This is a genomic window from Sphaerisporangium sp. NPDC005289 (genome assembly GCF_040607455.1).
GTDB lineage: Bacteria > Actinomycetota > Actinomycetes > Streptosporangiales > Streptosporangiaceae > Sphaerisporangium > Sphaerisporangium rhizosphaerae.
Map to the genome: position 1 here is coordinate 205587 of NZ_JBEXGS010000007.1, position 12774 is coordinate 218360.

Annotated in this window: 10 protein-coding genes; 8 read left to right on the forward strand and 2 right to left on the reverse strand. The window is 75.0% G+C overall.

Annotation, left to right across the window (positions count from 1 at the left end):
• Nucleotides 1–29 precede the first annotated feature (29 nt).
• The 6 genes from cobO (at nucleotide 30) to ABZT47_RS15025 (ending at nucleotide 6924) form a co-directional block, all read left to right on the forward strand.
• The gene (gene cobO, locus ABZT47_RS15000) at nucleotides 30–632 is read left to right on the forward strand and encodes a cob(I)yrinic acid a,c-diamide adenosyltransferase (RefSeq protein WP_354841096.1); all 603 of its coding nucleotides are present in this window, start codon (nucleotides 30–32) and stop codon (nucleotides 630–632) included.
• Nucleotides 626–2419 (forward strand): cobyrinate a,c-diamide synthase, encoded by a 1794-nt coding sequence (locus ABZT47_RS15005; RefSeq protein ID WP_354841099.1) that lies wholly within the window; start codon nucleotides 626–628, stop codon nucleotides 2417–2419. Before cobO ends, ABZT47_RS15005 begins: the two co-directional genes overlap by 7 nt.
• Nucleotides 2406–3650, forward strand: a complete 1245-nt coding sequence (gene cbiE / locus ABZT47_RS15010) for a precorrin-6y C5,15-methyltransferase (decarboxylating) subunit CbiE (RefSeq protein WP_354841101.1) — start codon at nucleotides 2406–2408, stop codon at nucleotides 3648–3650. The genes ABZT47_RS15005 and cbiE overlap by 14 nt, the downstream gene beginning before the upstream one ends.
• A gap of 121 nt (nucleotides 3651–3771) precedes the next feature.
• Nucleotides 3772–4683: a precorrin-4 C(11)-methyltransferase gene (cobM, locus tag ABZT47_RS15015; protein WP_354841104.1), complete on the forward strand. Its 912-nt coding sequence runs from the start codon at nucleotides 3772–3774 to the stop codon at nucleotides 4681–4683.
• The gene (locus ABZT47_RS15020) at nucleotides 4680–5306 is read left to right on the forward strand and encodes a precorrin-8X methylmutase (RefSeq protein ID WP_354841107.1); all 627 of its coding nucleotides are present in this window, start codon (nucleotides 4680–4682) and stop codon (nucleotides 5304–5306) included. Before cobM ends, ABZT47_RS15020 begins: the two co-directional genes overlap by 4 nt.
• Nucleotides 5307–5313: 7 nt before the next feature.
• On the forward strand, nucleotides 5314–6924 hold the full coding sequence (locus ABZT47_RS15025; RefSeq protein ID WP_354841110.1) for a precorrin-2 C(20)-methyltransferase: 1611 nt from the start codon (nucleotides 5314–5316) through the stop codon (nucleotides 6922–6924).
• Between the two features lie 130 nt (nucleotides 6925–7054).
• Here ABZT47_RS15025 and ABZT47_RS15030 read toward each other — a convergent pair whose 3' ends face one another.
• Together ABZT47_RS15030 and ABZT47_RS15035 are read right to left on the reverse strand one after the other, a co-directional pair.
• Nucleotides 7055–7855, reverse strand: coding sequence for a cobalt-precorrin-6A reductase (locus ABZT47_RS15030; protein ID WP_354841113.1), 801 nt, complete (start codon nucleotides 7853–7855; stop codon nucleotides 7055–7057).
• Nucleotides 7856–8075: 220 nt separating this feature from the next.
• Nucleotides 8076–8909, reverse strand: a complete 834-nt coding sequence (locus tag ABZT47_RS15035; RefSeq protein ID WP_354841116.1) for a GNAT family N-acetyltransferase — start codon at nucleotides 8907–8909, stop codon at nucleotides 8076–8078.
• A 404-nt stretch (nucleotides 8910–9313) separates the two neighbouring features.
• Here ABZT47_RS15035 and ABZT47_RS15040 point away from each other — a divergent pair, with 404 nt between their 5' ends.
• Both ABZT47_RS15040 and ABZT47_RS15045 read left to right on the forward strand, forming a co-directional pair.
• Nucleotides 9314–12514: a type 2 lanthipeptide synthetase LanM family protein gene (locus tag ABZT47_RS15040; RefSeq protein WP_354841487.1), complete on the forward strand. Its 3201-nt coding sequence runs from the start codon at nucleotides 9314–9316 to the stop codon at nucleotides 12512–12514.
• Nucleotides 12504–12749, forward strand: coding sequence for a hypothetical protein (locus ABZT47_RS15045; protein ID WP_354841119.1), 246 nt, complete (start codon nucleotides 12504–12506; stop codon nucleotides 12747–12749). The genes ABZT47_RS15040 and ABZT47_RS15045 overlap by 11 nt, the downstream gene beginning before the upstream one ends.
• The last annotated feature ends 25 nt before the right edge of the window (nucleotides 12750–12774 follow it).

Here is a 12774-nt window from a genome sequence, read left to right on the forward strand (position 1 = left end):
GGCCGCGACGGCCGGAAAGGTGGCATGAGGTGCCTCAGGGGAAGCCGGAGCGCGTGCCGGACGACGGCCTGACCACGCGGCAGCGCCGCGCCCGGCCGCTCGTGCTCCTCCACACCGGCCCCGGCAAGGGGAAGTCCACGGCCGCCTTCGGGCTGGCACTGCGGGCATGGAACCAGGGCTGGCCGATCGGCGTGTTCCAGTTCGTCAAGTCCGCCAAGTGGCGCGTCGGGGAGGAGCGCGCCCTGACGGTGCTCGGCGCCTCCGGCGAGGGCGGCACGGTGGCGTGGCACAAGATGGGCGACGGCTGGTCCTGGGTCAGAAAGCCCGGCGCCGAGGAGGACCACGCCGCCGACGCCCGCGAGGGTTGGGAGCAGATCAAACGGGATCTCGCCGCCGAGACCTACCGGCTGTACGTGCTGGACGAGTTCACCTACCCGCTCACGTGGGGCTGGATCGACGCCGAGGACGTCGCCGCCGCGCTCGCCGCGCGGCCGGGCACGCAGCACGTCGTGATCACCGGCAGGAACGCCCATCCGCGCCTGGTGGAGATCGCCGACCTGGTCACCGAGATGGGCAAGGTCCGGCACCCGATGGACGCGGGACAGAAGGGCCAGAAGGGCATCGAATGGTGACCGCGCTCCCGCGTCTGGTGATCGGGGCTCCGTCCTCGGGCGCGGGCAAGACCACGGTGGCGACCGGGCTGATGGCGGCGTTCACCGCCAAGGGCCTGGTGGTCTCCCCGCACAAGGTCGGACCTGACTACATCGACCCCGGCTACCACGCCCTCGCGGCGGGGCGGCCCGGGCGCAACCTGGACCCGTGGCTGGTGGGGGAGGACCTGATCGCCCCTCTGCTGCTCCACGGGGCCGCCGGGGCGGACATCGCCGTCATCGAAGGCGTGATGGGCCTGTTCGACGGCTCCGCCACACCCGGCGCCGGCCCTGCCACTCCCGGCGCCGGCACGGCCACCGCCACGGGTACGGGTGTGGGCACGGCCACAGGCCTGGGAACGGGTGTGGGCACGGCCACAGGTGTGGGAACTGGCGCAGGCACGGGCGCGGGCACGGATCTCATGACCGGCGTGGGCGGTGGGAGGGGCCCTATGGCCGTGGCCGGCGCGGATACGGATCTGGCGTCGACGGCGCATGTCGCCCGGCTGCTGGACGCGCCGGTCGTGCTGGTGGTGGACGTGTCCGGGCAGGGCAGGTCCGTCGCGGCGCTGGTCCACGGCTTCATGTCCTTCGACACGCGGGTGCGGGTCGGCGGGGTGGTACTCAACCGGGTCGGCTCCCCGCGCCACGAGCGGATCTGCCGGGACGCGCTCGCCGAGACCGGCGTGGAGGTGTTCGGGGCCATCCCGCGCACCGGCGTGGTGGCGACGCCCGCGCGGCACCTCGGCCTGATCCCCCCGGCCGAACGGGCCGGCGCCGCCACCGAGGCCGTGGCCGCGATGGGCGAACTGGTCGCCGCCACCTGCGACCTCGCCGCGCTGGTCCGCCTCGCCCACACCGCGCCCCGGCTCACCGCCTCCCCATGGAACCCCCACGAAGCTCTCGCCGCGAACCTCCACGAAGCGCTCGCCGCACGACCTCATCCCTCGCACGTGGACGCGTCCCGGGACGTGATCCGCGACGTGGCATCAGCGCGGGGCGGGGTGCGCGACGTGGACGGGGTGCCGGGCGTAGCGGGCGGCCTGCACGGGGTGCCGGCGCCGGGCGTCATGCGCGGCCAGGACGGGGCGCCGGCCCCGGAGGTGGTGGTCGCGGTGGCCGGGGGGAAGGCGTTCACGTTCGGGTACGCCGAGCAGGCGGAGCTGGTCCAGGCGGCGGGCGGCATCGTCGTCCCCTTCGACCCGTTGCGTGACGAGCGCCTGCCGGCGGGCACGCGGGCGGTGCTGCTGCCCGGCGGCTTCCCCGAGGTGTACGCGGCGGAGCTGTCGGCCAACGAGCCGCTCCGGCGCGCGATCTCCGCGTTCGCCGGGCCCATCGTCGCCGAGTGCGCGGGGCTGCTCTACCTGTGCCGCGAACTGGACGGGCGTCCCATGTGCGGGCTGGTGGACGCGACCGCCGCGATGACCGACCGGCTGACGCTCGGCTACCGCGCCGCCGTGGCCGTGCGGGACTCGGTGGTGACCCGCGAGGGCGAACGCTACCGGGGGCACGAGTTCCACCGCACACGGATCACCCCCGCCGCCGGCCCGGTGACCTCGGCGGACTCCTCCCCGAAGGGGGCGACGCCCACCCCTCTCTCCGGGATGGCGTCCGCGCCTCTCCCCGGCGCGGCGCGCGAGCCCTTGTTCCGGTGGCGGGGTGGCGCCGACGGGTACGGCGGTCCCCGGCTGGCGGCCTCCTACCTGCACCTGCACTGGGCCGGCAGTCCGTACCTGGCCGCGAGGCTGGTGGCCGGTGCCCGCCGCTAGCGTGCCGCCGGTCGTCGTGGTGGGCGTCGGCGCCGACGGCTGGGACGGGCTGTCACCCGCCGCGCGGGCCGAGGTGGCCGCCGCCGAAGTGCTCATCGGCAGCGTCCGGCAGCTCGCGCTCATCCCGGACACCGGCGCCGAGCGCGTCGCCTGGCCCTCGCCGATGCTGCCCGCCGTTCCTGGGGTCCTGTCGCGGCGCGCCGGCCGGAAGGTGTGCGTGCTGGCCAGCGGCGATCCGATGTTCCACGGGGTCGGCACGACGCTCGTCCGGCTGCTCGGCGCCGGCCGGGTGCGCGTGCTGCCGCATCCCTCGTCGGTCTCGCTGGCCTGCGCCCGGATGGGCTGGCCGGTCGAGGACACCGGTGTCGTCAGCCTCGTCGGCCGGCCGGTGGAGTCGCTGAACCGCTCTTTGTGGCCGGGCGGGCGCGTGCTGGTGCTCAGCGCGGACGGGGCGACCCCGCGCCTGGTCGCGCGCCTGCTCCGCGACCGCGGGTACGGCGCGACCGTGATGACCGTCCTCGAACGGCTCGGCGGTCCCGCGGAGCGCACCCTCACCGGCACAGCGACCGAGGCAGCCGGCGCGGGCGGGTGGTGCACCGTCGTGGACGCGCTGAACATCGTCGCTCTAGAAGTACGAGCCGATCCGGACGCGGCCCCGCCGGTGCCCCTCTCCCCGGTCGCCGGCCTGCCCGACGAGGCGTACGAGCACGATGGGCAGCTCACCAAGCGGGAGGTCCGCGCGGTGACGCTGGCGCTGCTCGCCCCGCTGCCGGGACGGCTGCTCTGGGACGTGGGCGCGGGCGCGGGCAGCGTGGCGATCGAGTGGAGCCGCGCCGCCCCAGGCTGCGAGGCCGTCGCGGTGGAGGCCCGGGCCGACCGTGCCGCGCGCATCGCGCGCAACGCCGCGTCGCTGGGCGTGCCCGGCCTGCGGATCGTCACCGGCACGGCGCCGGCCGCCCTGGCAGGGCTCGACCCGCCGGACGCGGTGTTCGTCGGCGGCGGCGCGACCGTCCCGGGCATGGTCGAGACGTGCTGGGCCGCGCTGCGTCCCGGCGGGCGGATCGTGGTCACCGCGGTGACCGTCGAGTCGGAGGCGGTGGTGGCGTCCTGGCACGCGAAGGTGGGCGGCGAGCTGACGCGCATCGCCGTCCAGCGCGCCGGGGGGCTCGGCGGATTCACCGCCTGGCGGCCCGCCCTCCCGGTCACCCTGTGGACGGCCGTCCGCCCATGACCGCGCGAGGGGGCGTGGCCGCGGGTGGGGAGCCACGGGCGACGGCCGGCGGCCGGGCGAGGAAGAGCGCGAAGACCACACAGATGTCCGGCTCCGGCCGGGAAGGAAAGGAAACGACGGCGTGACGGTGCATTTCATCGGAGCCGGGCCCGGTGCGGCCGACCTCATCACCGTGCGCGGGCGCGACCTGATCGCCGCTTCACCGGTGTGCCTGTACGCCGGTTCCCTGGTGCCCAAGGAGCTCCTCGCGTACGCGCCCACCGGGGCCCGGCTGGTCGACACGGCCCGGCTCACGCTGGACGACATCGTGGCCGAGATGCTGAGCGCCCACGCGGCGGGACTGGACGTCGCGAGGTTGCAGTCGGGCGATCCGTCGATCTACAGCGCGATGGCCGAGCAGATGCGCCGCCTGGACGCCGCGGGCGTGCCGTACGACGTGACCCCCGGCGTCCCCGCGTTCGCCGCCGCCGCCGCTTCGCTCAGGCGCGAGCTGACGGTGCCCGGCGTCGGGCAGACGATCGTGCTGACCCGCACGTCCGCCCGCGCGACCCCGATGCCCGAAGGGGAGGATCTGGCCACCCTGGGGCGCAGCCGCGCCACGATGGTGCTGCACCTCGCCGTCCAGCGGATCGCCGCCGTGGTGGAGGAGCTGATCCCCGCCTACGGCGCCGCCTGCCCGGTGGCCGTGGTCGCCCGGGCGAGCCGCGACGACGAACTCGTCCTGCGCGGCACCCTGGTCGATATCGCCGCGAAGGTGACCGAAGCGGGGGTCGTCCGCACCGCCGTGATCGTCGTGGGCGGTGTCCTGACCGCCTCCGAGTTCCCCGACAGCCACCTGTACTCCGCCGGCCGCGACCGCGGCCCGGAGCACGGCGACGCCGACCGGCACGCTGACGGCGGCCCGTCCGACAGCCGAAGCGAGAGCAGGGACGAAAAGGGAAATAGCGCCCCATACGCGCACGTAAACGGGAAGGGCAGCTCGGACGGGGATGGGAACGGCGGCCCGGGCGCGGACGGTGGGGGTCGGTCGTGATCGAGTATGTGCGGGACGGGGCCGAGATCTACCGGCGGTCGTTCGCGACGATCCGGGCGGAGGCCCGCCTGGCCGGACTGCCCGGGGACGTCGCCCGCGTGGCCGTCCGCATGATCCACGCCTGCGGCATGGTCGATCTGGTCGACGACCTGGCCTGGTCCCCGGGCGTCGTGGCCCGCGCCAGGGCGGCCCTGCTCGCCGGGGCGCCGGTGCTGTGCGACGCCGCCATGGTGGCCTCCGGGGTGACCCGCCGGCGCCTGCCCGCCGGCAACGAGGTGATCTGCACGCTCGGCGACGCCCGGGTGCCTGAACTGGCCGTTCGGCTCGGCACCACGCGCAGTGCCGCGGCACTGGAGCTGTGGCGCGACCGGCTCGACGGCGCCGTGGTGGCCGTCGGCAACGCTCCGACGGCGCTGTTCCGGCTGCTCGAACTGCTGCGGGAGGGGGCGGGCCGGCCCGCCGCCGTGCTCGGCGTCCCCGTCGGGTTCATCGGCGCGGCCGAGTCCAAACAGGCCCTGACGGAGTACGGCGGCGACCTCGCGTACCTGGTCGTGCACGGCCGCAGGGGTGGAAGCGCGATGGCGGCGGCCGCCGTCAACGCGATCGCGAGCAAGGAAGAGTGAGCTGCGCATGAACGACTCCGGCCCATCGCGGGACGCCGCACCGGCGGCACCCGGGCGCCTGTGGGGCGTGGGGCTCGGCCCCGGCGACCCTGAGCTGGTGACGGTGAAGGCCGCCCGGCTGGTGCGCGAGGCCGACGTGGTCGCCTACCACAGCGCGCGCCACGGCCGCAGCATCGCCCGCGGCGTCGCCGAGCCGTACCTGCGCGGCGACCAGGTCGAGGAACCGCTGATCTACCCGGTCACCACCGAGACCACCGACCACCCCGGCGGCTACCGGGGCGCCATCGACGACTTCTACGCCGTCTGCGCCGAACGGCTGGCTGCGCACCTCGACGCGGGACGCGACGTCGTCGTCCTGTGCGAGGGCGACCCGCTCTTCTACGGCTCCTACATGCACCTGCACAAGCGGCTGGCCCACCGTTACCTCACCGAGGTGGTCCCCGGCGTGACGTCGATGAGCGGGGCGGCGGCGGCGCTCGGCCGTCCGCTGGTCGAGGGGGAGGAGGCCCTGACCGTCCTGCCGGGCACCCTGCCGCCGGACGTCCTCGCCGAGCGGCTCGCCGCCAGCGAGTCGGCCGCGATCCTCAAGCTCGGGCGCACCTTCCCCGCCGTGCGTGAGGCGCTCGACCGGGCCGGGCGGCTGGGCGAGGCCTGGTACGTCGAGCGGGCCAGCACCGACCGGCAGCGGATCGCTCCGCTCGCCGAGGTGGATCCGGCCGAGGTGCCCTACTTCTCCATCGCCGTCATCCCCAGCCGCGCCAGCGCCTCCCTCACCCGGACCACCGAACGGGGCCACACCGTGAGCCCGGGCACCGGTACCCATGCTCGCGCCGCCGGAGCGTCCGCGCCAGAGGCGCCCCATGGGGAGGCGGTTCGCGGAGAGGTGGTCGTGGTCGGGCTGGGGCCGGCGGGACGGTCGTGGCTGACGCCGGAGGCGCAGGACGCGCTGGCCACCGCGGACGACCTGGTCGGCTACGGCCCCTACCTGGACCGCGTCCCGCCGAACCCGCGCCAGCGCCGTCACCCCACCGACAACCGTGCCGAGGCCGAACGCGCCGCGCACGCCCTGGAGATGGCGCGGTCCGGCGCCCGGGTCGCGGTGGTGTCCTCCGGCGACCCCGGCGTGTTCGCCATGGCGAGCGCGGTGCTGGAGGTGGCGTGCGAACCCCGGTTCGCGGGGGTGCGGGTGCGCGTGGTCCCCGGGCTGACGGCCGCGCAGGCGGTCGCCGCCAGGGCCGGCGCGCCGCTCGGGCACGACTACTGCGTGCTCTCGCTTTCCGACCGGCTCAAGCCGTGGGAGGTGATCGCCGGGCGCGTCACCGCCGCGGCGCGCGCCGATCTGGTGCTGGCGATCTACAACCCGGCCTCGCGCAGCCGCACCTGGCAGGTGGGCGCGGCCCGCGACCTGCTGCTGGAGCACCGCGCGCCCGACACCCCCGTGGTGGTCGGGCGGGACGTCGGCGGGCCTGGCGAGAGCCTGCGCGTCACCACGCTGGCCAAACTGGACCCGGCCGACGTCGACATGCGCTGCCTGCTGGTGGTCGGCTCCTCCACCACCCGGATCGCCGAGCGGGACGGTCGCCCGGTGGTGTTCACCCCACGCCGCTACCCCGCCTGAGCCGGGAAGCCGGAGCCGGAGCGGACAGCCGGGCGGGTGCGGTCCGGTCCGGGTCACTTCTCGGTGTCACTCGGCCTGAGCTCCTGAGCCAGCGGCGAGGAGGGGGGCGAGCGTCGTCGTCGCGGGGTGGTCAGTGTTCGGTTTCACCCGGACCGGGATCGGGGAGGTCGTCGAGCCAGGTCATGGCCTCTTCCACGGTCCCGGTGACCTGCGTGTCACCGGCCGGGAGGGGCAGGGGAGGGCGCCGTACCACGACGACGGGCAACCGCAGTTCGCGGGCGGCCGCGAGCTTGGCCATGGTCATGGTCCCCCCGCTGTCCTTGGTGACCAGGACCTCGACGCGGTGGGCGCGCATCAGGGAGAGCTCGCCGTCCAGGCTGTAGGGGCCGCGGTCGAGCAGGAGGTGATGGTGGCGGGGGAGCGGCGGCTCGGGCGGGTCCACGGTGCGGATGAGGAACCACAGCTCGTCCAGGCCCGCGAAGGCCGGCAACCCCTGCCGGCCCGAGGTGAGGAAGACGCGCCCGCCGAGGGCCGGCAGCGTCCCGGCCGCTTCCTCCAGCGACGCCACCCAGTGCCAGTCGTCCCCCGGGCCCTCGATCCATCCCGGACGCCGGAGCACCAGCAGCGGCACGCCCGCCGCCGCGCATGCCTGAACGGCCGAGGCGGTGATCCGGGCGGCGAACGGGTGCGTGGCGTCCACCACGGCGCCGATCCGCCGCTCGCGCAGCCAGGCGGCCATGCGCTCGGGTCCGCCGAACCCACCGACCCGCACCTCGCCCTCGGGCAGCTTGGGATCGCTCACGCGTCCGGCCAGGGACGACACCACCCGCGTCCCCGGCCTGCCGGCCAGTTCGGCCGCCAGCCCCCGCGCCTCCCCGGTCCCGCCCAGGACCAGCACCGTCGGCCCCCCATGCCCGCGTCCACCGTCCACCGGCCGTCCCCTCCCTCACCCGAAGACCATTGTCGGCCCCGCGACGCGACGCCCTCGTCAGGCCTCTCGGACGGCGTCCTTGGGCGGGTTCCTCTTGTCACGCGGAGACCATTTCGGCTCCGCGACGCGACGTCCGTGTCAGGCGTCTCGGAGGGCGTTTGTGGGTGGGTTCCTCTCGTCGCGCGGAGACCGTTGTCGGTCCGGCGACAGGACGTTGACGTCACGCTTCTTCGGGGGCGTCCTGTTGCCAGATCCAGTTCCGCCGGTGATAGACCGGCCGCAGCCCGGCGCGCAGCATGTTGTTCAGGGAGGGGTTGCTCTCGCCCTCTCCAGGACGTCCGGCTTCGGCGATCAGCCATCGGCAGCCGGCGGCCGCGGCCTGCTCGGCGCGGGCCGCCATCAGGGCCGACTGCGCTCCCCGGCCGCGGTACTCCGGCAGCGTCGCCCCGGCGTTGAGCGCGCCGACGTCGCCGTGCAGGTAGAGGTTCGCGCCCGCGACGACGCGGTCGCCGTCCCACACTGCGAACGGCCGGAAGCGCGGGTGCCCGACCGTGGCCGTCATCATCCGCATCAACCCTTGGTCGAGCATGCCGAACACCGACAGCACGACCGTGGCCCATTCTTCCGCGTCCTGCGGGCCGACCGGCCCGACCCGCAGTTGTGTGCTTCCGGGGACGAAGGCGTCGACCGGTCCGCACACCTTGACGATTTCGCCTCCCGGGCGCAGGCCGTGCCGGGCGCGGATGTCCTCCCAGTCCGGCGGCAGCACGGACGGAGCGATCTGCAGCACCGCACGGCCGGCGCCCTCGCCGCGGTAGAAGTCCAGCACGCGGCCGATGAGCTCGTCGGTGACCGGCTCCTCGAAGCCGAATCCGAGCGCCTTGCTCCAGTATCCTGACCGATCGCCGCGCATCGACAGCACGACGCCGCCCCCGATGCGGGCCGTCGCGACGTGCAGCGTCGCGCTCGCGTCCGCCGGCGTGCCCACCTCGTACTGGTACATGAACTCCGCCTCGGCGGCTTCCAGCACGGCGGCCGGCGGTGTGTTCGACATGATCTTTCCTTGCTGGTGACATAGGTGCCGACATGGGTGCTGACATTGCAGAAGGACACGAGATCGTGCCCCGATGACGCTGATAATCACCAAACGCATCGATCATGCGCTTTTGTTCAGATCTGTGGAGAAGTACCGCTTGGATGCCGCGGCGGCCCGGCAGATGCATGCGCCCAATTCAGGCCGGTACGGAAACGAGGGCCCGCTTCGGCCGCGCGCACCCCGGCGGGCACTGTGCGGGATGGCGGGCATCGTGCGGGACGGCGGGGCATCTGACACGCACCGCGCCAGGGGGCGCGAGCGGTGCGGGACCGGGGGCGCAGGAGGCGGAACGCAAAATATGGGGGCTTCGCCCCCATGTCGGGTGCCGGGCGGGGAAGCGATACTCGGGCGCTGTGACCCCTATGAGCCCGTCCGTCGCCGCGCCGCCCCGGACCCGCGCCGTGGTTCACGGGCAGACGCCTCCCGCTCCCTCGGCTCCGGAGGCCGTCGCCCGCGTACCGGGCGGCTCCACGGGGCCGGCCGCCAGCCTGTCCGACGCCGTACAGCCGCTCGTCCGCCGCGCGGCGGACCGGCTGGTGGCCGGCGGATCGCACATCGAGGGCATCGAGGGCAGCAAGGGCGGCCGAAGCGCCGATGGCGCCGGACTCGTCCTCGCCTCGATCCGCGAACGGTTCGCGGCCGACCTGACGGCCGCGCTGACGCGCATCGCGGCCCGCGTCCTGGTGTACGAGCTGAACGCGCGGCGCGCCGGGGGTCGGCTGCCGGGCGGCACGCCGGCCGAGCGGTTCGCCGGCTTCGTGCGCCAGGTGGGCACCGGGGACGGGCTGGCGGCACTGCTGAAGGACTACCCCGTGCTGGCTCGCCTCCTGGACCAGGCCGCCGACCAGGCGGTGGAGACCGGGCTGGAACTGCTGACCCGCTACACCGGGGACGGCGCGCACCTGCGGGAACTCCTGGGAGGCGATCCGGGCGGCCTGGTGGAGTTCTCCGCGGCGGGCGACGGCCATGCCGGCGGTCGCGCGGTCGCCCTGGTGACGCTGGCCGGCGGAGCGAAGGTCGTCTACCGTCCGCGACCGGTCGAGGCGCACGTCTGTTTCGGCGAGGTGGCCGGCTGGCTCAACGAACGCGTGCCCGGCCTCGGCCTGCGCACGCCGCGAGTGGCGTGCCGGGACGGCTACGGCTGGACCGAGTTCGTGCCCGCCGAGCCGTGCGCCGACGCCGCCGAGGTGGAGCGGTTCTACGTGCGGGCCGGCGCGCTGCTGGCCCTGCTGTACGCGCTGAACGCCGTGGACGTCCACTACGAGAACCTCATCGCCTGCGGAGGGCAGCCGGTGCTGGTCGACGTCGAGACGCTGTTCCATCCGGCGCTGCCGGTGGAGGCGTCCGCCGACCCGGCGCTGCACGCGCTGCGGGACTCGGTGCAGCGCACCGCCCTGCTGCCGAAGCTGATGGTCGGCGAGCTCGGCGCCCTGGACATCTCCGGGCTGGGCGGCGACAAGGACGAGGTGTACCCCTTCCTGGCCGCCCAGTGGGAGGAGGCCGGGACCGACACCATGCGGCTGGTGCGCGGCGTCGCCCGATTCGCCGGGGCGGCCAACCGTCCCCGTCTGGACGGGGTGGACGCCGACCCGGCCGACCACGTGCCGAGCCTGCTCGCCGGATTCCGTCGGGCCTACGACGCCATCGCGGCCGGGCGCGACGATCTGCTCCGCGGGCCGCTGTCGCGGTTCGGCCGGGCCCAGGTGCGCGTGCTGCTGCGGCCGACGCGGTTCTACGGCGAACTGATGATCGAGTCGACCCACCCGGACGTGGTCAGGACGGCCGCCGACAGGGACGAGGTGTTCGGCCTGCTGGAGACCGTGTCCGCCGGCGATCCGGCGCGCACGGCGGCGGTGCCGTCCGAGCGTGCCGACCTGTGGGCGGGGGACATCCCCTACTTCAGCGCGGTCCCGGGTTCACCGGAGATCCGCGACAGCCGGGGCGAACCGTTGTCGTGGCGGCCGGCGGAGTGCGGGTTGGACACCGTGGCTGCCAAGCTGTCCCGGCTCGGCACGGCCGACCGGGAGAACCAGGAATGGCTCATCGAGGCCTCGATGGCGGCCCGGTCGGCCGCCGGACCACGCGTGCCAGTGGACGGGACGACGGGCGGATCGCCGGAGCCGGGGAACGAGGCGTCCACGACACGGCGAGCGCAGGGAGACGGCACGGCTCACGCGCGACGAGCGCCCGAGGACGGCATGGCTCACGGGCGTCGAGCGTCCGAGGAGGGTATGGCTCATGCGCGGCCGGGGCCGGGGAGCCGGGGGGCCGGTGGGCGGCACGTGCCGGGGGAGTCGCCGGGGGCGCCGTCCCAGGCGATGGTGCCCCATCCTGAGGCGCTCGTCGCCGCGGCGCGCGGCATCGCGGACCGCCTGTGCGCGACCGCCCACCGCGACGGCGGCACGGTGAACTGGCTCGGCCTGGAGCCCGTCGAAGACGGCCGCTGGATGGTCATGCCGCTGGGCGGCGGGCTGGCCGGCGGTTACCTCGGCGTCGCGCTGTTCCTGGCCGAGGCGAGCCGCGCGACCGGGATCTCCCGCTACATGGACGTCGCCCGGATGGCGGTGCGTCCCATCCCGCGGCTGCTGGAGCAGATCGGCGCGAACCCGGAGCTGCTCCGGGCGGTGGGGTGCGGCGGTTTCGGCGGGCTCGGCGGCATCGCGTTCGGCCTGTCACAGCTCGGCCTCCTGCTCGGCGACTCCGAGGTGACGAGCTGGGTCGCGCCCGCGGTGGAGGCCGCTGGTGCGGCGGTCACCGACGAGGCGCCGCTGGACGTCCACGACGGCCTGGCGGGATGCCTGGCCGCGATGCTCGCCGTCCGGCAGACCACGGGTTCGACGTCGGCCGACCGCGTGGCGGCGGCGTGCGCCGAGCGCCTGACCTCGGCGGCGCCCTCGGCGGACCTGCCGCCCGGGTTCGCCTTCGGCGCCGCCGGCGTCGGATGGGCGCTGGCCAGGTACGGGCGCGGCGATGCGGGGGGCAAGGTGGGGGCTCGCCTGCTCGCGGACGCCCGGGCACGGGCGCCCGAAGAGAACACCTGGTGCCACGGCGCGGCGGGTGTGCGCCTCGCCCTGGCGGACACCGCCGACACCCCGGACATCCCGGCGGATGCCGCGGAGGCCGCGCCCACCACGCTCACCACGGTCACCGCGGACGCCGCTCTCGCGGGCGGCTCCCCATCCCCCATGGGCGCGGGGGTCTCGCCGGGCGGGCGCACAGGCGCCGGCGTCCCGGCGGGCGGCCCCTCAAGGTCGGCCGGGAGGACGCTGGGCGGCCATGGTCTGTGCCATGGCGAGACGGGGCGGTTGGAGACGTTGAGTGCGCCGGCGCGGCGGGGAGACGCTTCGGCGCGGCGTGAGCTGCGCCGGGACGCCGGCAGGTTGCTGGCCTCGCTGGACACTCATGGAGCGCGGTGCGGCACTCCCCGCCACGCTCCGACCCCGGGCCTGCTCGACGGCCTGGCCGGCATCGGCCATGGACTGCTCAGGCTGGCCCTTCCGGAAACAACGACGTCGGTGCTGCTGCTGCGGCCCGCTGATGTAGGAGAGATCCGTGGAATGTGACAACCGTGAGACCGTCGGGGGGCCGGCCGTGTCCTGGCAGGAGCGGGTGGGCCGTCCGGCCGGCTCGATCATGATCAGGCTGGCGGGGGTCTCCCCGGTGACCCGTGCTCTGGTGCTGGCCGGGCTGACGGCCGGGACGACGCTCGTGCTGGGCTCGCCCGACACCGCGGCGGGCGTCGTGCTGGCCGCCGGCGGGGACGACACCGTCCTCCCGGTCACCGTCAGCACCTGCTAAAAGCCCATATTTCGTGACATGGCGG

Bases quoted from the DNA above. Each gene is read 5' to 3' on its own strand.
- ABZT47_RS15025 (WP_354841110.1), top strand. From the start codon at position 5,314: ATGAACGACTCCGGCCCATCGCGGGACGCCGCACCGGCGGCACCCGGG.
- ABZT47_RS15035 (WP_354841116.1), bottom strand. From the start codon at position 8,909: ATGTCGAACACACCGCCGGCCGCCGTGCTGGAAGCCGCCGAGGCGGAG.
- ABZT47_RS15005 (WP_354841099.1), top strand. From the start codon at position 626: ATGGTGACCGCGCTCCCGCGTCTGGTGATCGGGGCTCCGTCCTCGGGC.
- ABZT47_RS15040 (WP_354841487.1), top strand. From the start codon at position 9,314: ATGAGCCCGTCCGTCGCCGCGCCGCCCCGGACCCGCGCCGTGGTTCAC.